Source organism: Klebsiella pasteurii (genome assembly GCF_018139045.1).
Taxonomy (GTDB): Bacteria; Pseudomonadota; Gammaproteobacteria; order Enterobacterales; family Enterobacteriaceae; genus Klebsiella; species Klebsiella grimontii.
In genome coordinates, this window is record NZ_CP073236.1 from 4,608,171 (window position 1) to 4,629,588 (window position 21,418).

The window sequence follows — 21,418 nt, forward strand, 5'->3', positions numbered from 1 at the left end:
TAGTTTATGATTAAGCCGTTCTGTTCGTTATGGAAAATGAGTTTATGGCCAAAACCGTTGAGCAAGTCGCCAGGGCGCTGGAAATCTCGATTACCACCGTGCGCCTGGTGCTGGGTGGCAAAGCTGAGCAGTATCGCATCAGCGCCAAAACGCAGCAGCGTATTAATGATTACATCGCCGAGAATGGGCTGGTCGTTAACCATATCGCCCGCAGCCTGAAGCTCAATAAAACCGAGACCTTAGGGCTGGTGATCCCGCGTTTATCCAACCTGTTTTTCTCCACCCTGGCGGAAAAGCTCGAAGCCTGCTGCCGTCAGGCGGGGTATCAGCTAATGATTGCCTGCACCTATAGTGACAGCGAGCATGAAAACAGTCTGGTTGAAGGACTGCTGGCGCGCAACGTTGACGGGCTCTTCGTGGTGCCCTCTACCCGGGAAACGCAGCTGCATCACCAGAAGGTAGCGCGCAAGCGGCCGCTGGTGCTGCTCGACCGCGATTTTGGCGAGAGCGACGTGTCGCTGGTGGTGAGCGATAACTACAACGGCAGCAAAAAGCTGGTGCAGGCGATGACCCAGGCGGTGGATGTCTCGCCGATTTTTTTTATCGCCGGGGATACCCAGCAGCCGTCTATCCAGCGTCGTCTGCAGGGCTACCTGAGCGAGCTGCCCGCGGGGAAGGAGTGGATATTGTCCGCCAGCCATAACCGTCAGGAAGAGGGCAAACAGCTGATGCTCGATTTCCTCCGTCAGCACCACGAGCCGCCGAAGGCGTTTATCGCCTCCTCTCTGCCTATTCTGGAAGGAACGCTGAGCGCGCTGCGGGAAACCTACGGCTTTATTCCGTGGGATATTCCCATCGGCACCTTCGATGAACATCAAATGCTGGGATTTCTGCCGAACGCGGTGTGGTCGATGCGCCAGGATGAGGACGCCTGGGCGCAGCACGCGTTTCATCTGATGCAGCAGAAGCTGCAGGGGGAAAATGCCGATGTGAAGATCACCGTGCCGATGACCCTGATTCATCGTCCGCTGTCGGTGGAGAAGCAGCGGAGCCAGTAAATGACACGGCTTGTGTGAACACGTCAATCCCCGGCTGCGCTATGCTGGCCGGGGCTACAAATACCGCATCCTGCGCGCGCTGGTAGCCCGGATAAGGCGCGGGCGCCGCAATCCGGGAACCCTTAACGATCCCTCATCAAGTCAATCGCTGAACAAACCGCGCCGCCAGCCCGGTGTCCAGCTCCGGCGGCAGGCCGCTGATCCCGACGCCGCCAATGGCCAGCCCGTCGACGATCACCGGCTCGCCGCCCGGCATCGCCAGCAGCTGCGGGTCGTTAAATACCGCCAGCTGCAGGGCGCCGGCGCTGACCTCTTGCGCCAGCGTTGCCGTCGGACGGCGAAAGCGCAGGGCGCTCCAGGCCTTGCGCTGCGCCAGCTGGCGCGGTAGCGGCGGGCAGCGAGCGTGCGCGCCAAAGGCGATGAGCTCGCCCTCCGGCCCGACAACCGCCACCGCCAGCCCCCGGGTTCGCGCATCGCTTTCCGTCTCCTGTAAAAACCACGCGACCTGCTGGCACACGACGCTATCGTTCAGACGGACCTGGGGACAGAACACGTCATTGTCCGGCATCGGCGATATACCTCCGTAAGCGCAGATAGAGGTCATCCAGCTCGCCTTTCTGCGCCGCCGTCAGCGCCACAAACGGCTCGCGGGTGGGGCCGGTCTCGACGGTCTCTTTCGCGGCAAGATACTTCGCCGACTGGAACACGCCGCGCGCGACCAGCTGCTCCACCACCTCGTTGATCTGCTGCTGCAGGCGCTGCGCCCGGGCAATGTCGCCCTGCTGAAAAGCGCTGCGCAGGGCGAGAAACAACTCCGGCTGTAGGTTAACCGTGGTGCCAACCGTGGCCGTCGCGCCCGCCGCGAGGCTGGAAAGGAAGATCTCATCGAAACCGTTAAAAAAGACTTTCTCCGGGTAGCGGGCGATCATCCGTTCCAGCGAATAGAGGTTATGCGAAGTATGCTTCACCCCCAGAACCTGCTCATCGCCGAGCAGCGCGTCGGCGCTCTGGGCGTCCAGCTCGACGCCGGTAAACTGCGGAATGTTATACAAAATCACCGGAATCGAAATGGCGTCCAGCACTCGACGGTAGTAGGCGATAATCTCCTCGCGGCTATATTTGTAGTAGTAGGGCGGCACCAGCGACACCGCGCTGGCGCCGTCCTGCTCGGCGTGCTTCGCCAGCTCGACGGCATCCCGGGTGCGCGGCGTCCCGACGTGGGCGATCACCGGCACGCGACCGCCCGCCGACTGCACCAGCGTTGCCAGTACCTGCCGGCGCTCATCGAAACGCAGCAACGGCCCCTCCCCGGAGGAGCCGCAGCAGTAAAAGCCCTCAACCCCGCGCGCCAGCTGGGCGCGGGCGAGCGCGTCCAGCGCCGCGTAGTTCACCGACTCATCGGCATGCATCGGCGTCACCACGGCGGAGATAATGCCGCGAAAAACCTGCCATTTATCGCTTACCATGCGGTCCAGCCTCCATCCACCACCACGTTGGAACCGGTCATATAGACCGAGGCGTCGGAGAGCAAAAACACCACCGCGCCGTTGTACTCGTGGGCTTTCGCCATCCGCCCGATGGGGATACGGTTGGTGTAGTTTTTCTGAAAGCGCGGGTCCTGATCGCTGCGCTCGACGCCGGAGAGGGTCAGGGTATTGACGCGAATGCCGTCGCGCCCCCAGTAGGTGGCGCAGTAGCGGGTAAAGTTATACAGCCCGGACTTTGCCGCCGAATAGGCCACCGGTTTGACGAACGGAATGCCGGTGTCCTCTTTTTTATAGCTGTAGATATCCTGCACCGGAGAGACCACGCCGTAGATCGAACCGACGTTGATGATCGAGCCGCCTTTGCCGGCCTGCTTCATGCGCTTGCCGACCTGTTGGGTCATCAGGAAGGTGCCAACCAGGTTCACTTCCACCACCTCGCGGAACACCTCTTCCGGGAACTCCTCAAACGGCCCGGAGACTTCCGGCGGCGCGCTGGGCTGGGTGTCGACGCCCGCATTGTTGACCAGGCCATCCGGCACGCCCCACTTCGCTTCAATGCTATCCAGCACCCGGTTAATGCTGGCTTTATCGGTAATATTCACTTCCGCGCACAGCAGGCGATCGGAGTCCTTAATCGCCCCCAGCACGCGGTCGACGCGGGCGGCATCGACGCGGGTGGCCAGCGCCGCCACCTTCGCGCCGCGGTCGTGTAATGTCTTCACGTACTGCGCCCCCAGCTGTCCCAGGCCGCCGGTCACAATGATGACCTTGTCTTTAACCGAGAATAACGTGTCTTCCATTGTCCTTTCCCCTCACTGCGTGGTTAGATTTTGTGGGTTGCGAGGTAATCACGATCGAGAATAATGCCGTGGCCCGGCCGTTCGCTCGGTACGTAGTAGCCGTCCACCTCTTCGCCCGCTTCGGCGATGATGCGCAGATCTTTCCAGCGCCCGCCGTCGGTCATCTCGGCGTATGAGATATTCGGCACCGTAGCCAGCAGGCTGGCGCTGAGCTCCATGACAAAATGCGGCGTCATCGGCAGGTTGTGCGCGCGGGCGACGGCGGCGATATCCAGATAGCCGGTGATCCCGCCGACGCGGCCGAGATCCGCCTGGATATAATCCGCGCTGCCGCTCTCGATGTACTGCGTAAACTGGTTTAAGTTATAGACGTTTTCTCCCAGCGCGATAGGCGTGGCGCTGCGTTCGCGCAGCCGCAGGTGGCCGGAGATATCGTCGGAGGGCAGCGGCTCCTCAATCCACAGCAGGTTAAGCGGCTCGAACAGCTTGAATGCGCGCAGCGCCTGCGGGAAGTTCCAGCCCTGGTTGGCGTCCACCGCCAGCGGGAAGCCCGGCACCGCCTCCTGAATCTTACGCAGCCGCTCTACGTCCTCTTCCAGCGTCGGTTTGCCCACTTTCACTTTCGCCGCCAGGTAGCCGGTGCTTTTCCAGCGTTTGACCTGGTCAATCACTTCCTCAATGGACAGATGCAGGTTGATGCCGCTGCCGTACAGCGGAACGCGATCGCGCACGCGGCCAAGAATGTCGATAATCGGCGCATTGAGGGTTTTACCTAACAGATCCCAGTAGGCAATATCCAGCGCCGCCAGGGCATGGGTGGTGACGCCCGCGCCGCCGACGTCGTGTACGTGTTTATACGAGCGATGCCACAGGCCGCGTGGGGAGAGCGGCTGGCCAATAACGTCCGGGATAATCTCGGCAATCAGCGCGGAGATGGTTTTCCCGCACCAGCCGGAAGTGTGGCTAAAGCCGGTGCCGACGTGGCCGTTAGAACCGTAGACGTCAACAATCGCCACTTCGATATCGGTGACGTGGTGAATCTGATCCCCCCACGGGCCTTCCGGCAGCGGAACGCGGGCGGTCATCAGTTCGATATTTTCAATTACGGGCATTTTTGTGCTGTTCATCTGATTCCTTCCTTTATGGGTTCAGCGGGGGCCGCCCCTGCGGCCCGGGCGGTTAATGTTTGGAGGCCGGGGATTCATGCCCCTCCAGGGCGATTGCCGGGCTGGCGTCATGTTCTCGATCGTTCTCGTCGCCCACCGCATGGCCGAAGACTTCCGGTAGCAGGAAGATAGAGGCGAGGAAGGCGCAGAACGGCGCGATAGCGATAATCATTGAGGCGACCGGTACGCCGACCGCTTCAAACAGGGCCGGGAAGACCAGGGTGGTAACGAAGGCGGTGACCTTGACGATGGTGTAGCCGATGCCGGAGGCCACGCCGCGATAGCGCGGTTTTGCCACCAGCGAAATCACCGTCATGCCGCTTTCGGAATCCCAGTAGTGGCCCCACAGCATCAGCGCCGCGCCAAAAATGATAAAACCAAAGCTGCTGCTGTAGACGCCCCACGCCGAAATTGAGATGCCGATGGTGACCAGCAGGAAGCCGTATTTGCTCAGCCCCTTATGCCCGAGCTTCGGCAACAGCAGCGGGCCGACAAACGCCGAGAGCGCGGCGATACAGTTCACCGCCAGCAGGGCGAGGTTATTCTGGATCTGTCCGGAAATCCCGATGGTCACGAGGATCAGCGGCAGGAAGAAGGAGAAGGCGTAGTTTTCAAACGACTGTACGGCGCAGGAGAACCAGCCGAACAGGGTGGTGCGGCGGGTAAACGGACGGCGGAACAGATCGTGCAGCGTCTCTTTGAGCGTCGGGTCGGCGATGGTGACATTTTCGTTGGGCAGAATGTCGTCCAGCAGACGGCCATCCTGTTCGCCGTAATAGTCACGGGAGGCTTGTTTCGCTTCGATAAAGCGGCCGCGTTCGACGAACCACGCCGGCGTCTCCGGCAGCTCCCGACGCATAAACAGCAGCAGGCAGGCCGGGATCGCCGGGACCGCCAGCACGATGCGCCAGATCATATCCGGGTGAACATCAAGCGCCACCAGCGTGGTGACCAGCAGAATGGCGGCGATAATCCCCAGCGCGAACATAAACTGCCAGCGGTTAGCCATCACTTCGCGCTTGCCCTTCGGCATCACCTCCATGATGTAGGTAAAGCCGTTAGCCACGTCCGCGCCCACCGGGATCCCGGCGAGGCAGCGAATAATCGCCAGCCAGTACATATTGGGCGCCAGGCCCTGAAGAACGGCGAAGATCGCGAACAGGATCATCGACCAGAGGAAAATTTTACGCCGTCCGAGCTTATCGGTCAGCCAGCCGCCGAGCAGCGCGCCGACCACCGCGCCAAGCTGGGTGCCAGCGGCGGTAAAACCAAGCAGCCAGCTGCTGGGCTCATAAATATCTTTCAGGGCGAATAAAATAAACGCCATGGAATAAATATCCCATGACTCAATTAATAATGCGGTGATCATCAGCCATCCCGCTTTGGTGCAGCCGGGGGCCTCCTGCTGGTCGAGCCGTTTCTTTGCCTTCTGGATAATAAATTCAATATGTTGCTGCTGATACATATAATCCTCTCTTATCCGGGCAGGCGGAGGGCCCGCCCGGACAGATGCGCGTTAATCCGCTCTTTATGGGTGATAAAGAGACGAATGAAGCGGATGTTTGCCAGGATCGCTAACAACGTAAAAATTACATAAGCGAATCAGTTGTTATTTCATTAATAAATGCGCATCGCCTGCGATAAAGACTTTCATATTTTGCGTCAGCGCCTGAGCAATAAAGGCGTTCAGCACTTCGGATAATACCTCCTCTTCTACATAAGCCAGACTGAGATGGTTGCTCTGGTGGCCCGCCATCAAATCGTCGCGCGAAACCCCGTCGAGAACGGCGTTGAGTAATGGCCACTCGTAGTTGGTCGCCCGGCGGCGGCGTTCGAATTCGTCATGCGGCAGTTCGACGGCGGTGCCGGTGCCGATATGCAGGATCACCTGAGTGCCTTCGTAGTGCGCGCGCGCCCAGATAAAGCGTCCGGCTTTGCCCTGACCGGCGATGGTCGAGCCGCCATAGGGGAAGAACATCGCCGGCTGGCGATAGCCGGTGGCCCCGGCGATCCCGCCCTTCAGATGGGCGAACGGCACCGCGCCGGAGATCTCCAGATCCCAGTAGAACGTGCCGTTGTATTCGCTACCCCAGCGGATATCGTGAAGGGTGGTTTCGCTCGCCATGCCCAGCGCGCCGAGCAGCTTCGCCAGCATCACCTGCGGGATGGCGCTGCCCATATCCACCTCGTTGATGCAGGGGATCGGCGCGTCCGGACAGACGATCTCGCCGTTCTCATCCGGGATCGGGAAACGCTCCGCGTTGCCGATGGCGCCTTCGGCAAAATCTGAGGCGGCGCAGCTGTCTTTGAGCCCCTGCTGATACTGCACGCCCACCGCCGTCAGGCCGAAGCGCTTCACGAAGCGCGCCATGGCGATCATCATCGCGCACTGTTCCAGCACCTGCTCCCGGGTCAGATCCTTCGCCCCGTCGGTGCCGAACAGGAAGCGCATGCCGCGGGTCTCATACCAGTCGAGACAGGCTTCGCGCAGGGCGGTCGGCACCTTGTTCATCTCAACCAGCAGCGCCGATTGCGACAGCGACTCCACCGGCATCCCTACGTCGATCATCGCTTTTTGCGGGAACACGCCGTTGATCATCCCCATACAGAAGGTATCGAACAGGCCGATAATGGCCTTGTGTTTGAGGATCGACTGCCCAACCTTCACGCCAATCTGTCCGGCTTCGCTGGCCAGCAGCGGCGCGCTGGGCGCGACCGGATGCAGATAGCCGAGCTTATGGCTGAGATGGCCGTCGCGCAGCCAGGTGTCTAAGCCGCGAATAAACGCCTCGTCGGCGAAGGTTTCCGACCACAGCCGCGAGTAGTTGCGCTCCAGGCTGGTGAGGCAGCCTGCCATACAGAGCATGCCGACGAGGCCCGGCCAGGTACCGTCAAAATTGGCGAGCAGCAAAATAGGGCCGCGATGATGTACCAGCGAAGGCGCAAGGTGATGGGAGTATTGCCAGGCGGTAAGCAGGACAATAATCGGCGCATCCGGATCGATCCCGGCGAACAGCTCGCTACCCTCTTTCTGGCTACTGATAAACCCGTGGCCGCGCTGCTCGTTGACCGGATGGGCGCGGCGCAGGCGATAGCCTAATGTTTCCAGCGCCGTTTCCAGACGCTGTTCAAACAGCTTCTGCGTGGGCCAGCAGGTGACGTTAGCCGGTTCGCGGAGATCCGCATTGGTCACCATCAACACTTCGCCTGGCTGCGGGGTAATAAGTTCGGCTTCCGCGGGTAACGTTAAATTCAACATGTGAATTTCTCCTGTAGGGGATAGGTCGCTTAGTTATCGTTGAGCGTGCTGCGCCGGGGTAAGCGCGGCATCAATCGTTTTATTTTTGGCTAATTTCTTTGGCTAACTCGAATTAGCAAATTAGGTCAAAAAAAAGACAGGAACAAACTCTTTACCGGGGATTTGTGATGGCTATCAATGCGTAATTATTAACTTATTGATATTAAAATATTTATTTTAAACGGCAGGTCTGGTGTTCAGCAACGCTTGCTGAGGCGGCATCAAGGCGGGCAGAAAAGCGGGCGGGAAGCGCAGCGGGGACGGTAAATCAGTGTTTAATATTTAATTGATTGAATTTAATAAATTATTTACGCCTTATTTTGAGCGATTTGCCTCGCGGCGCTGGTGACGGTGTCAAAATATAACCGATCCTGGTCACACTCTTTTAGCATTTACGTTGTGAATCTCCGTATCTTGTTATAATTAGCTAATTCGAGTTAGCTTGCCGGCGATTTTCCCTCGCCACCGCTGTTAACCAGGCGCTGCCCGACTTAACAATAATGATTCAGGACAGAGGATTTAATGATGACTATGCTTACCTCGCCCGCCATGACCCCTGCAAAAGACGAACAAACATCGCAACAAACCCATGAAAGAAGAAAGCTGATCACCGTGCTGGGCTCTGGTCTTTCTGGTACAACGATTGAGTTCTATGACTTTTTTATCTACGGCACCGCCGCCGCGCTGGTGTTTCCATCGCTGTTTTTTCCTAACCTCTCGCCGCTGATGGCGCTGCTGGTATCCTTCCTGACGCTGTCGATTACCTTCGTCAGCCGACCCATCGGGGCCATCGTATTTGGTCACTATGGCGATAAGATCGGCCGCAAGAAATCGCTGGTTCTGTCGCTGATGATTATGGGTATTTCGACGTTTTTCATAGGCTTAATCCCTAGCTACGACACCATAGGCAACGCCGCGCCGTTGATACTTATCTTTTTGCGCCTCTGCCAGGGCTTTGCCATCGGCGGCGAATGGGGCGGGGCGACGACGCTGATCACCGAGTATGCGCCGCGCCATCGCCGGGGCTTTTTCGGCACCTTTGTTCAGTTGGGCAACGTGCTTGGCCTGTTTATCGCCACCGGCGTTTTTGCGCTGGTGGTGATGCTGCCGGAGGATGACCTGATGTCCTGGGGCTGGCGCGTGCCTTTCCTGTTAAGTATCGCGCTGCTGTTCGTCGGGATGTTTATCCGCTCAAGGATCGAAGAGACGCCGGTGTTCCAGGAGAATCAGAAACAGCAGCAGAACGCGGCGAAAGCGGCCGAGCAGAAATTTCCCATTCTCACCGTGCTCAAACATCACCGTAAAGCGGTATTCCTGGCGATGGGTATGCGCATGGGGGAGATTGTTCTGGGTTGGTTGACGGTGGCGTTCTTTATGTCCTATGTGACAAGGGAACTCAACTTTACCCGCGAAACGGCGCTGAACGGGCTGCTGCTGGCCAGCTTTGTCGGCATTTTTACCTTTCCGTTCTTCGGCTGGCTTTCCGATAAAATTGGCCGCCGACCGGTCTATCTGGCCGGCGCCGCCATCACGCTGATCTTTGCTTTCCCGCTGTTCTGGATGATCGACTCCGGCTCGGTGAAGATGTTTATGTTCGCCACCACCTTCTGCTATTCCGTGGGGCTGGGCATGATGTTCAGCGTTCAGCCGGCCTTCTTTTCGGAGCTTTTTGACACCAGCGTGCGCTATACCGGCGTGTCGCTCGGCTTCCAGCTGGCGAATATCGTCGGCGGCTTAACGCCGATGATCGGTACCTTGCTGCTGGTGTGGTCCGGCGGCGCATCGTGGCCCATCTCGCTGTTTCTCGCCTGCATGGCGCTGATTACCATCCTGTGCGTCTGCGTGACGCGGGAAAGCTATAACGATGAGCTTAATGAGGTGAAGAAGTAGCCGGGAAGGGTTGCCCCGCCATGACCGGCGGGGCGGGCGAATCAGAACAGGTTAAATTTATATTCGATAATCACTTCCGAAGAGAGCGAGTTGGCCCGGCTGTAATGGCCGTCGGTGAGCACCGGCGTTTTACCATTCATCTTATAGGACCAGCCCGGCCCGAACATCGCCCAGACGGTGAGATTTTTCAGTCTTGGGTGCGTCGGCACCCAGCGGCTGAAGGCGTTAATTTCCCCCGTACGGACGTGGTTGCCGCGGTAGTTAAACTGGGCGATGTTGCCGGCCAGACCGATCGCCAGTTCCGGCGTCAGGTTATAGTCCGACATATTGGAGAGAACCAGTTCACCGTCGCGCATATAGTCGTTGCCGGCATAGGCCATCGAGGTAAAGGTCCCGCGCGAGTTTTTACTCATATGGCGCGGGTAGAAGCCCACTTCATTGGCCTTGTTCGCATCGGTATAGCCCAGACCCCACTTGGTGCTCCAGTTGTCCGCCTGCCACTTCACATCCATGGCGATGTGCCAGGCGTCGTCGTCAAAGTCACGCTTATTCGCCGGCATCGCTTTATACTCGTCCAGCGCGTGAGTGGCGTAGACCTGAGTACCGATGTTCAGCGCTTTTATCGGCTTAATATTGGTAAACAGAATATGGCGGCGCAGATAGTTATCGCTTTCACCATAGCCGTACTGCATGTTCAGGTGCTCGCTTTGCCACAGAATATCGCCGCTGGCGATATGGTTAATGTACTGTCCGCTGTTGGTCTGGAAGCGTTTCTTATCCGGCGAGTTACGATCCATCGCGCTTTCGATGTACGCGCCGCGCAGCGTGAAGGGGCCGTAGTTCACCGCGCCGGTCCAGCCCAAATAGGTGGTCGGGGAGAGGCGGGTCGAGTTGGAGATGACGCCAAAGTTTTTCATCGTCTGCCAGCCCCAGCGGGCGTTCAGATGAGTGTCCGCCAGGCGATACTGCAGTTTGACGTTGCGTTGACCAAATTTGGAAAAGCCTTCAGCGTTGCTCTTTTTATTCCCGCTGCCGTTGTTATAAAGCACGCCGCGGGAGTTAAAATAATCGCTGGCGCCGAGCTTTACCGCTCCGTAGTAAGTGGCATCAAAGCCAATAATATCGGCAAAATAGCCGGACTGATAATCGACGGCGACGCCCTGACCCCAGGCATTATGGACTTTCTTTGGCTCGGTCTCTTCTTCCTTAAGATATTTCCAGTAGTTTTTAAACGACAAATTCATATGGGACTGGCTAAATAATGGATCGTCGAGCACGGTATCGATATTATCGCGCTCCTTCAGGCTGTTAGTGGTCGAAGCTGACCAGGCGCTGGCGGGAATAGCCAGCAGCATAATGGCGACTGTTGTAGTATTGATTTTCATAATAAACCCCAGAGTAGGGACGCAGCGATCCAGGCGAGGTGTTTTCGCCTGAAGTCTGCCGTAATAAATAATTAAGCGTGGGTATTATTTTTTATCGAGAGCCTGTTTTCCGGCTTCAACATATTTCATGGTGCCAATTTCTGGAACGGTATATTTGCCGTCTTTATAAACAATTTTCACCACCGCGGCATTGGCAAGCGGTTTGTTTTTCGCGTTATCGTCGGTTAAATCGGAGATCATGATCTGCATTGCGGTACCGGATGAAATCGCCAGCACGTTTTTATCGCCCCGGGCCTGCGCGTTTTCAACGATAGTGTGCAGCGCTGCCTGGGTGCGGGTTTTTACCTGCTGATAGTTTTCCGCCATGCCCTTGGGATCGGCCGCTGCCAGCGCGTTCTGGTTGGTATCGACGGCCAGAGTGCCCGCTTTCATTTGGCTGAACAGCGCAGCGCCGTCTTTAAGCCCCAGCTGTCTGGCGCCGGCGTCGGCCATATCTTTGTTATAGCCGCCTTCAAAACCGCCGAAGAAGGCTTCTCGCAGGCCGCTTAACTCGGTAAGTTTGTAATTACTTACTCCGACTTGCTTAAGGATCACCTGCATGGTTTCACGCTGACGTCCGGCATCGCTGGAATAGAAGCTATCAAACGGAATACCTTTAAGCCCCTCGCCGAGATAACGAGCGACGCGAATGCCGTCTTCGGTAAGCGGTGAGTCCGCCCAACCCTGCACCCGGTCAAACGTATTCAGCAGCGTTTTACCGTGACGGGCGAAATAGATATTCACGCCGTCATCGTTTTTAACTTCCGCCGCAGAGCAGGTTGCCGCACCTGCCGCCATCATTAATGCTATTAGCCACTTCTTCATATAACGCTCCACCTGAATGGTCTTTTTATAAGCAAAAAAAAACCTACGTCAGATATTCGACGCGAAGCATAAATAAGGTTATGTTCGCTCGAACGTCTATGACGTAGGTTTCGCCTGTTCTAAACAGTAACAATCCAACATGGGCGACGTTAGCACTAATTATGAAAAAAGACACCCTCTATTTATTATTAATGTCAATAAATGTGATCGTCTTCATGGAGGTAATTTTGCTGATTGAGTTGTATCTTAAGTTTAATTTTCAGATTAATTGGCGGTTTTCGGCTTGAATAATTTTAGAGGATTGATCTCCATCACAGAATAATGATGTCTGGGCTGGACTCTTTTACGCTCTGGCGTTATTTTCGCAACACTCTGGGATTGTTACTGACCACAGGCAAAACCTAAGACTCCTGTCCGCCAATGAGGCGTGCGGCAGGAGTCTTAGGTTTTTTTTTGCGCCTAAGAAATACTTCTGCTACCCAACAAGGAGTGATGATGAGAACGAAAATCCTGACTGCCGCCATTCTGGCGTTATCTGCCGCTGGCGTACAGGCTGCTGAAAAACCGCTGAAAATACTGCTAGTTAACGATGATGGCTGCCAGTCGGTGGGGACCACTTCGCTACAGGAAAAACTGGCGGCCAAAGGGTATGACGTCTGGATGGTGGCACCGGCAACGAATCAGAGCGGTATCGGATCGGCAATTACTTTTAAGACGGGTAAAGTTTTTGATGTCAAAAAAGCCGCTGACAAACGCTATTGCTTCCCCGGAACCCCCGCCGATGCGCTGGATTTTGGCCTGTGGGGCGTCCTGAAAGACGCGCCGCCGGATCTGGTGATTTCGGGGGTTAACGATGGCCCCAATACCGGTATGGCGCAGGTTAACTCCGGCACCGTGAGCGCCGCGGCCCGCGCCGTACGCTACGGTTTCCCGGCGATTGCCGCCAGCATTGGCTACCGATTCACGGAAGAAGAGATGAAGAACAAATGGCCGAGCACGCATAAGTACTGGCCTGATTCGGTGGATTATGTCGTCTCGCTGGTGGATAAACTTAACGCCGCGCATAAACCGGGAAGCCCGATTATGCCGAAGGGGGTCGGGTTGAGCATTAACTATCCGCCGCTAGCGTCGGCTGAAATTAAGGGCGTTCATTATATTGAGAATGAACAATTTCCTGTGCCGCAGATTGGTTATGAACTTCTGGCGGACGGGACCGCCAAACAGACGATGAATCCGCAGGCGATGAAACCGGCGGAAGGGGATAATGACTCGGGCTGGCTCAACAAAGGATATATTACTTACACCCTGTTTGATGGTTCATGGAACGCGCCGCACTACCAGGCGCAGTTTGAGGCGCTGCTCGGTAAATGATGCTGTAGCGATAGTAAAGAAGAAGGCGCGGGCTCCGCGCCTTCTTTATATGAACCGATGATGAAGTGCTATTCGTCGAAGAACCAGTAGCCCTGGTTAATCAAACGGGTCAGATCGGCGATAAACGCCGGATTGCGCAGCGCTGCCTCGCCTAGCTCCTCTTTACCCAGCAGGGTATAGCGGCACAGCGCATCCAGAGCCGCGGGGTCGGTTGGCTCCAGCTGTTCGCTATTCACAAAGAAGCTGTCGCCGATGTGCAGTACGCGCAGGCCGCTCAGGCGGGTCAGCATTTCACCGCCCATCAGCGCGTCGACAATCTCCTCTTCTTCAAAAGGCGGTTCAGCGGGCGCAATATCCAGCTCGTGGCGCGGCGTGGTGGCAAAGCGCCCAAACCAGCGGCGGAAATCTTCTGGCTGGCTAATCATCTCGATCATCATGCCGCGCAGGCGTTCCAGTTCGTACTCTTCTACCCGTCCCGGGTGTTCGCGACAGGTTAAATCCGGATCGCTGTAGTGCTCGCCGCCGAGATCGTTTTCCAGCGCGTAATCGGCAAAGCTGCTGATCAAATCGCGGCCGTTTGGCCCGCGGAAGCCGACGGAGTAATTCAGCGCCGTTTCGTGAGTGATCCCGTCATGCGGGAATCCCGGTGGAATATAGAGGATGTCGCCAGGTTCCAGATCCTCATCAATAATGGGCGGGAACGGGTCGACGTGCAGCAGCGCGGGATGCGGGCAGAACTGACGCATCGGTAGCTTATCGCCCACGCGCCAGCGGCGGCTGCCCATGCCCTGAATAATAAAGACGTCGTACTGGTCGATATGCGGGCCCACGCCGCCGCCCGGTACGGAAAAGGAGATCATCAGATCGTCCAAACGCCAGTCCGGCAGCACGCGGAAGGGGCGCACCAGTTCAGCTGCGGGCATATGCCAGTGGTTTACCGCCTGAGCCAGTAACGACCAGCCGGTTTCGCCCAGGCCATCAAAATGTTCAAACGGCCCGTTGCTGGCCTGCCATTGACCGTTCTTGAGGCTCACCAGTCGACTATCGACTTCCGGTTCCATGGCCAGCCCGGCCAGCTCATCCGGCGTAATCGGATCGACGAAATTCGCGAAAGCCTTCTTTAATACGACTGGCTGCTTTTGCCAGTACTTTTCTAAAAACTCGGGCCAGTTAATGTTGAGTTGATAAGCCATAGGTTTATACCAATAAGAAGAAACGGGCCTGATTATAGAAATAGGCACCCTCAAGCCGCTTTGTCATGGGTCAAGGCTGGTGCTTAATTCATCATCTGAAGTCACGACGCGGTAAGAGAGGGGGAAACGTAAAGCGGATAACGTTGATTTTTGCAAAATGTCGCTTTTGCCTGAATTCGCTACAGCCCGCGTGGCGTCTGGATTTTCCTCATTTTTTCTGGCGTGGATGGGGCGTGGGAAGTTTAAATTATGAGCGTTTGATAAGTTTTTTGTATTTTAAGGGTTGCTATATCCCGGCAGCTCCCTATAATGCGCTCCCACTGACACGGCAGATGTGAATCACTTCACAAACAACCCGGTCGGTTGAAGAGAAAAAATCCTGAAATAACGGGTTGACTCTGAAAGAGGAAAGCGTAATATACGCCACCTCGCAACGGTGAGCGAAAGCCGCGTTGCACTGCTCTTTAACAATTTATCAGACAATCTGTGTGGGCACTCAAAGTGACATGGATTCTTAACGTCGCAAGACGAAAAATGAATACCAAGTCTCTGAGTGAACATACGTAATTCATTACGAAGTTTAATTCACGAGCATCAAACTTAAATTGAAGAGTTTGATCATGGCTCAGATTGAACGCTGGCGGCAGGCCTAACACATGCAAGTCGAACGGTAGCACAGAGAGCTTGCTCTCGGGTGACGAGTGGCGGACGGGTGAGTAATGTCTGGGAAACTGCCTGATGGAGGGGGATAACTACTGGAAACGGTAGCTAATACCGCATAACGTCGCAAGACCAAAGAGGGGGACCTTCGGGCCTCTTGCCATCAGATGTGCCCAGATGGGATTAGCTAGTAGGTGGGGTAACGGCTCACCTAGGCGACGATCCCTAGCTGGTCTGAGAGGATGACCAGCCACACTGGAACTGAGACACGGTCCAGACTCCTACGGGAGGCAGCAGTGGGGAATATTGCACAATGGGCGCAAGCCTGATGCAGCCATGCCGCGTGTATGAAGAAGGCCTTCGGGTTGTAAAGTACTTTCAGCGGGGAGGAAGGCGATAAGGTTAATAACCTTGTCGATTGACGTTACCCGCAGAAGAAGCACCGGCTAACTCCGTGCCAGCAGCCGCGGTAATACGGAGGGTGCAAGCGTTAATCGGAATTACTGGGCGTAAAGCGCACGCAGGCGGTCTGTCAAGTCGGATGTGAAATCCCCGGGCTCAACCTGGGAACTGCATTCGAAACTGGCAGGCTGGAGTCTTGTAGAGGGGGGTAGAATTCCAGGTGTAGCGGTGAAATGCGTAGAGATCTGGAGGAATACCGGTGGCGAAGGCGGCCCCCTGGACAAAGACTGACGCTCAGGTGCGAAAGCGTGGGGAGCAAACAGGATTAGATACCCTGGTAGTCCACGCTGTAAACGATGTCGACTTGGAGGTTGTTCCCTTGAGGAGTGGCTTCCGGAGCTAACGCGTTAAGTCGACCGCCTGGGGAGTACGGCCGCAAGGTTAAAACTCAAATGAATTGACGGGGGCCCGCACAAGCGGTGGAGCATGTGGTTTAATTCGATGCAACGCGAAGAACCTTACCTACTCTTGACATCCAGAGAACTTAGCAGAGATGCTTTGGTGCCTTCGGGAACTCTGAGACAGGTGCTGCATGGCTGTCGTCAGCTCGTGTTGTGAAATGTTGGGTTAAGTCCCGCAACGAGCGCAACCCTTATCCTTTGTTGCCAGCGGTCCGGCCGGGAACTCAAAGGAGACTGCCAGTGATAAACTGGAGGAAGGTGGGGATGACGTCAAGTCATCATGGCCCTTACGAGTAGGGCTACACACGTGCTACAATGGCATATACAAAGAGAAGCGACCTCGCGAGAGCAAGCGGACCTCATAAAGTATGTCGTAGTCCGGATTGGAGTCTGCAACTCGACTCCATGAAGTCGGAATCGCTAGTAATCGTGGATCAGAATGCCACGGTGAATACGTTCCCGGGCCTTGTACACACCGCCCGTCACACCATGGGAGTGGGTTGCAAAAGAAGTAGGTAGCTTAACCTTCGGGAGGGCGCTTACCACTTTGTGATTCATGACTGGGGTGAAGTCGTAACAAGGTAACCGTAGGGGAACCTGCGGTTGGATCACCTCCTTACCTTAAAGAACCTGCCTTTGTAGTGTCCACACAGATTGTCTGATAGATGTAAAGAAGCAAGACGGCTGCGAAGTCGCGACACCTCGTGTCCCCTTCGTCTAGCGGTTAGGACTCCGCCCTTTCACGGCGGCAACAGGGGTTCGAATCCCCTAGGGGACGCCACTTGCTGGCTGTGAGTGAAAGGCACAACCAACCGATATCTCAAAACTCATCTTCGGGTGACGTTTGAGATATTTGCTCTTTAAAAATCTGGATCAAGCTGAAAATTGAAACGACACACATGTTATGTGTGTTCGAGTCTCTCAAATTTTCGCGACACGATGATGTTTTACGAAACATCTTCGGGTTGTGAGGTTAAGCGACTAAGCGTACACGGTGGATGCCCTGGCAGTCAGAGGCGATGAAGGACGTGCTAATCTGCGAAAAGCGTCGGTAAGGTGATATGAACCGTTACAGCCGGCGATGTCCGAATGGGGAAACCCAGTGCAATTCGTTGCACTATCGTTTGATGAATACATAGTCAAACGAGGCGAACCGGGGGAACTGAAACATCTAAGTACCCCGAGGAAAAGAAATCAACCGAGATTCCCCCAGTAGCGGCGAGCGAACGGGGAGCAGCCCGGAGTCTGAATCAGCTTGTGTGTTAGTGGAAGCGTCTGGAAAGTCGCAGGGTACAGGGTGATACTCCCGTACACTAAAACGCACAGGTTGTGAACTCGAAGAGTAGGGCGGGACACGTGGTATCCTGTCTGAATATGGGGGGACCATCCTCCAAGGCTAAATACTCCTGACTGACCGATAGTGAACCAGTACCGTGAGGGAAAGGCGAAAAGAACCCCGGCGAGGGGAGTGAAAAAGAACCTGAAACCGTGTACGTACAAGCAGTAGGAGCCCACTTGTTGGGTGACTGCGTACCTTTTGTATAATGGGTCAGCGACTTATATTCTGTAGCAAGGTTAACCGTATAGGGGAGCCGCAGGGAAACCGAGTCTTAACTGGGCGTTAAGTTGCAGGGTATAGACCCGAAACCCGGTGATCTAGCCATGGGCAGGTTGAAGGTTGGGTAACACTAACTGGAGGACCGAACCGACTAATGTTGAAAAATTAGCGGATGACTTGTGGCTGGGGGTGAAAGGCCAATCAAACCGGGAGATAGCTGGTTCTCCCCGAAAGCTATTTAGGTAGCGCCTCGTGAACTCATCTTCGGGGGTAGAGCACTGTTTCGGCTAGGGGGTCATCCCGACTTACCAACCCGATGCAAACTACGAATACCGAAGAATGTTATCACGGGAGACACACGGCGGGTGCTAACGTCCGTCGTGAAGAGGGAAACAACCCAGACCGCCAGCTAAGGTCCCAAAGTCATGGTTAAGTGGGAAACGATGTGGGAAGGCCCAGACAGCCAGGATGTTGGCTTAGAAGCAGCCATCATTTAAAGAAAGCGTAATAGCTCACTGGTCGAGTCGGCCTGCGCGGAAGATGTAACGGGGCTAAACCATGCACCGAAGCTGCGGCAGCGACACTATGTGTTGTTGGGTAGGGGAGCGTTCTGTAAGCCGTTGAAGGTGGCCTGTGAGGGTTGCTGGAGGTATCAGAAGTGCGAATGCTGACATAAGTAACGATAATGCGGGTGAAAAACCCGCACGCCGGAAGACCAAGGGTTCCTGTCCAACGTTAATCGGGGCAGGGTGAGTCGACCCCTAAGGCGAGGCCGAAAGGCGTAGTCGATGGGAAACAGGTTAATATTCCTGTACTTGGTGTTACTGCGAAGGGGGGACGGAGAAGGCTATGTTGGCCGGGCGACGGTTGTCCCGGTTTAAGCATGTAGGCGGAGATTCCAGGTAAATCCGGAACCTTACTAACGCTGAGGTGTGATGACGAGGCACTACGGTGCTGAAGTGACAAATGCCCTGCTTCCAGGAAAAGCCTCTAAGCATCAGGTAACATCAAATCGTACCCCAAACCGACACAGGTGGTCAGGTAGAGAATACCAAGGCGCTTGAGAGAACTCGGGTGAAGGAACTAGGCAAAATGGTGCCGTAACTTCGGGAGAAGGCACGCTGATATGTAGGTGAAGTGATTTACTCATGGAGCTGAAATCAGTCGAAGATACCAGCTGGCTGCAACTGTTTATTAAAAACACAGCACTGTGCAAACACGAAAGTGGACGTATACGGTGTGACGCCTGCCCGGTGCCGGAAGGTTAATTGATGGGGTTATCCGTAAGGAGAAGCTCTTGATCGAAGCCCCGGTAAACGGCGGCCGTAACTATAACGGTCCTAAGGTAGCGAAATTCCTTGTCGGGTAAGTTCCGACCTGCACGAATGGCGTAATGATGGCCAGGCTGTCTCCACCCGAGACTCAGTGAAATTGAACTCGCTGTGAAGATGCAGTGTACCCGCGGCAAGACGGAAAGACCCCGTGAACCTTTACTATAGCTTGACACTGAACACTGGTCCTTGATGTGTAGGATAGGTGGGAGGCTTTGAAGTGTGGACGCCAGTCTGCATGGAGCCATCCTTGAAATACCACCCTTTAATGGCTGGTGTTCTAACGTGGGCCCGTAATCCGGGTTGCGGACAGTGTCTGGTGGGTAGTTTGACTGGGGCGGTCTCCTCCTAAAGAGTAACGGAGGAGCACGAAGGTCAGCTAATCCTGGTCGGACATCAGGAGGTTAGTGCAATGGCATAAGCTGGCTTGACTGCGAGCGTGACGGCGCGAGCAGGTGCGAAAGCAGGTCATAGTGATCCGGTGGTTCTGAATGGAAGGGCCATCGCTCAACGGATAAAAGGTACTCCGGGGATAACAGGCTGATACCGCCCAAGAGTTCATATCGACGGCGGTGTTTGGCACCTCGATGTCGGCTCATCACATCCTGGGGCTGAAGTAGGTCCCAAGGGTATGGCTGTTCGCCATTTAAAGTGGTACGCGAGCTGGGTTTAGAACGTCGTGAGACAGTTCGGTCCCTATCTGCCGTGGGCGCTGGAGAATTGAGGGGGGCTGCTCCTAGTACGAGAGGACCGGAGTGGACGCATCACTGGTGTTCGGGTTGTCATGCCAATGGCATTGCCCGGTAGCTAAATGCGGAAGAGATAAGTGCTGAAAGCATCTAAGTACGAAACTTGCCCCGAGATGAGTTCTCCCTGACCCTTTAAGGGTCCTGAAGGAACGTTGAAGACGACGACGTTGATAGGCCGGGTGTGTAAGCGCAGCGATGCGTTGAGCTAACCGGTACTAATGAACCGTGAGGCTTAACCTTACAACGCCGAAGATGTTTTGGCGGATTTGAGAAGACAACAATTTCAGCATTGATTACAGATTTTCGGGAACGAAAGATTTTACGCTGAGGCAAGGCGGCAAATGAAGTAAAGGAAGGAGCATACTGAGGTATGTGACTGACTTTACGAATGCAGCCAACGCAGCATCGGTGTAAAAGATTCGTTTCTGACAACAGAATTTGCCTGGCGGCGATAGCGCGGTGGTCCCACCTGACCCCATGCCGAACTCAGAAGTGAAACGCCGTAGCGCCGATGGTAGTGTGGGGTCTCCCCATGTGAGAGTAGGGAACTGCCAGGCATCAAACACGTGAAGAGCCCATCCTGACGGATGGGCTTTTTGCGTTTTTGTGGCCTGAGAACTAACGCCAGAGTTGTATCACGTTACCGACAGCATTCATGTTTTCCAGCCTGAAGCCTGTCATACGCCCTCCCTCCGGTTAAAGCGTCGCTAACGCATGAAAGTGACGCAGCGGGCTGTTCCTTTAGTTTACCTTATAGGATGAGTTCGGCCGTTTCAGCAGCTGATACAGCAATACCTAACATTACTGAACGTGTCAGCCGAACGGCTATTGTGATGAGGTATCCGCCGTATTAAAACAATATTGATTTATATCGCAATGAAATTGAAGTGGTTTTCCTGTCTGATCTGGACTTGGAACAAGAACGCTGAATATTGAGGCGAGTCGTTAGAGGAAATGATTATCAGCTGCGGTGAAGGAGAAAATAGTGCCCTTTTAAGCCTGTTTTTTTATTGAGAAATAACCTGCAAAGGATTTATTTTCTCAATAAAATAACCTTATGAAGGAGGTGTTTCTTAGGATGTATGTTTTATATGAAAATAAAAATATATATAAACTCGTCTCTTAATATTTAATGTGAATTATATTAAGAATATTTCCGGTTTAATTCTTAAGTTACTCTAATGTAATCAGGTTAACAAATAGATACGAAACCCCCTTATCATGCCGGGAAGCAGGCATAACAGCTGGACTTTTTCTGCGAAATGACTTAGTGTCCTTAACACTTTGTTAACTCGATCTGGTTTAAGTTAATTCAAATTTGCTAAAAACATAGGGTGCATTGCCTGTATGGAAGCTAACCCGGTAACGTCTTTTGACGAATAGTGCATGTTACCGGCTGGCAATATGAGAATATAAATGAAATTTCTGATTAACTGGCCTCCTCTGCGCCAACCAATAAATTATATCCGGGAGCGTTTTACCTTTCTGGTCTTGCTCTGCTGGCCGGCGATCATCTGGCTGGTATGTCGGGCGCTTGTCTGGTTAACAGATGGGCTGATGGTTCTGCTCGGAAAGCCTACCGAACACTCCTTTACCGTCTATCTTCAGCCACTTATGACGCTAAGCGCGCTACTGAGAATTTCCGTCAGCTGGGTGCTGCTGCTGTTTATCCTGTTCAGCATGGCGATGGGGTTCACCTGGGCTCTGCGGCGCTTTATGAATCGAAATAAATAACGCCGATGCTG

General features: G+C 54.9%; 13 protein-coding genes, 1 tRNA gene and 3 rRNA genes. 8 read left to right on the forward strand and 9 right to left on the reverse strand.

Features of this window, described 5'->3' with window-relative positions; translation table 11 throughout:
• Positions 1 to 44 precede the first annotated feature (44 nt).
• On the forward strand, positions 45 to 1,058 hold the full coding sequence (locus tag KCG39_RS21665; protein ID WP_004128387.1) for a LacI family DNA-binding transcriptional regulator: 1,014 nt from the start codon (positions 45 to 47) through the stop codon (positions 1,056 to 1,058).
• Between the two features lie 136 nt (positions 1,059 to 1,194).
• On the opposite strand, the gene KCG39_RS21670 is transcribed toward KCG39_RS21665, so the two are convergent.
• From KCG39_RS21670 to KCG39_RS21695, 6 genes are all read right to left on the reverse strand, one after another.
• Positions 1,195 to 1,626 (reverse strand): GlcG/HbpS family heme-binding protein, encoded by a 432-nt coding sequence (locus KCG39_RS21670; RefSeq protein ID WP_142468121.1) that lies wholly within the window; start codon positions 1,624 to 1,626, stop codon positions 1,195 to 1,197.
• Positions 1,613 to 2,524 carry a dihydrodipicolinate synthase family protein gene (locus KCG39_RS21675; RefSeq protein ID WP_004128393.1) on the reverse strand — a complete coding sequence of 304 codons (912 nt, stop codon included), beginning with the start codon at positions 2,522 to 2,524 and terminating at the stop codon, positions 1,613 to 1,615. Before KCG39_RS21675 ends, KCG39_RS21670 begins: the two co-directional genes overlap by 14 nt.
• Positions 2,518 to 3,345 carry an SDR family oxidoreductase gene (locus tag KCG39_RS21680; protein WP_016809991.1) on the reverse strand — a complete coding sequence of 276 codons (828 nt, stop codon included), beginning with the start codon at positions 3,343 to 3,345 and terminating at the stop codon, positions 2,518 to 2,520. The genes KCG39_RS21675 and KCG39_RS21680 overlap by 7 nt, the downstream gene beginning before the upstream one ends.
• A 23-nt stretch (positions 3,346 to 3,368) precedes the next feature.
• Positions 3,369 to 4,472, reverse strand: coding sequence for a mandelate racemase/muconate lactonizing enzyme family protein (locus KCG39_RS21685; protein WP_016809990.1), 1,104 nt, complete (start codon positions 4,470 to 4,472; stop codon positions 3,369 to 3,371).
• 52 nt (positions 4,473 to 4,524) lie between these two features.
• Positions 4,525 to 5,976 carry an MFS transporter gene (locus KCG39_RS21690; RefSeq protein WP_004117633.1) on the reverse strand — a complete coding sequence of 484 codons (1,452 nt, stop codon included), beginning with the start codon at positions 5,974 to 5,976 and terminating at the stop codon, positions 4,525 to 4,527.
• A gap of 144 nt (positions 5,977 to 6,120) precedes the next feature.
• Positions 6,121 to 7,770: a signal transduction protein gene (locus tag KCG39_RS21695; protein WP_142468120.1), complete on the reverse strand. Its 1,650-nt coding sequence runs from the start codon at positions 7,768 to 7,770 to the stop codon at positions 6,121 to 6,123.
• 564 nt (positions 7,771 to 8,334) lie between these two features.
• On the opposite strand from KCG39_RS21695, the gene KCG39_RS21700 reads away from it, so the two are divergent.
• Positions 8,335 to 9,699 (forward strand): MFS transporter, encoded by a 1,365-nt coding sequence (locus KCG39_RS21700; RefSeq protein ID WP_049113966.1) that lies wholly within the window; start codon positions 8,335 to 8,337, stop codon positions 9,697 to 9,699.
• A 41-nt stretch (positions 9,700 to 9,740) separates the two neighbouring features.
• Here KCG39_RS21700 and KCG39_RS21705 read toward each other — a convergent pair whose 3' ends face one another.
• Positions 9,741 to 11,084 carry an OprD family outer membrane porin gene (locus KCG39_RS21705; RefSeq protein ID WP_142468119.1) on the reverse strand — a complete coding sequence of 448 codons (1,344 nt, stop codon included), beginning with the start codon at positions 11,082 to 11,084 and terminating at the stop codon, positions 9,741 to 9,743.
• A gap of 84 nt (positions 11,085 to 11,168) precedes the next feature.
• A complete protein-coding gene (locus KCG39_RS21710) occupies positions 11,169 to 11,948 on the reverse strand; it encodes a histidine phosphatase family protein (RefSeq protein WP_142468118.1) in 780 nt (259 codons plus the stop codon).
• 495 nt (positions 11,949 to 12,443) lie between these two features.
• Here KCG39_RS21710 and surE point away from each other — a divergent pair, with 495 nt between their 5' ends.
• Positions 12,444 to 13,319, forward strand: a complete 876-nt coding sequence (surE, locus tag KCG39_RS21715) for a 5'/3'-nucleotidase SurE (protein ID WP_142468124.1) — start codon at positions 12,444 to 12,446, stop codon at positions 13,317 to 13,319.
• Positions 13,320 to 13,387: 68 nt separating this feature from the next.
• Here the strand turns inward: surE and KCG39_RS21720 are convergent, their stop codons facing one another.
• On the reverse strand, positions 13,388 to 14,512 hold the full coding sequence (locus KCG39_RS21720; RefSeq protein ID WP_004128415.1) for a ribosomal protein uL16 3-hydroxylase: 1,125 nt from the start codon (positions 14,510 to 14,512) through the stop codon (positions 13,388 to 13,390).
• Positions 14,513 to 15,114: 602 nt separating this feature from the next.
• Between KCG39_RS21720 and KCG39_RS21725 the strand changes: the two genes are divergently transcribed.
• The 5 genes from KCG39_RS21725 (at position 15,115) to KCG39_RS21745 (ending at position 21,407) form a co-directional block, all read left to right on the forward strand.
• Positions 15,115 to 16,654, forward strand: a 16S ribosomal RNA gene (locus tag KCG39_RS21725).
• Positions 16,655 to 16,741: 87 nt separating this feature from the next.
• A tRNA-Glu gene (locus KCG39_RS21730) sits at positions 16,742 to 16,816 on the forward strand.
• A 190-nt stretch (positions 16,817 to 17,006) separates the two neighbouring features.
• Positions 17,007 to 19,913, forward strand: a 23S ribosomal RNA gene (locus KCG39_RS21735).
• Positions 19,914 to 20,114: 201 nt separating this feature from the next.
• Positions 20,115 to 20,230: ribosomal RNA gene (gene rrf / locus KCG39_RS21740) — 5S ribosomal RNA — on the forward strand.
• The 16S, 23S and 5S rRNA genes sit together here with 1 tRNA gene alongside, the layout of an rRNA operon.
• 859 nt (positions 20,231 to 21,089) lie before the next feature.
• Positions 21,090 to 21,407 (forward strand): hypothetical protein, encoded by a 318-nt coding sequence (locus KCG39_RS21745; protein WP_004128418.1) that lies wholly within the window; start codon positions 21,090 to 21,092, stop codon positions 21,405 to 21,407.
• Positions 21,408 to 21,418: the final 11 nt, after the last annotated feature.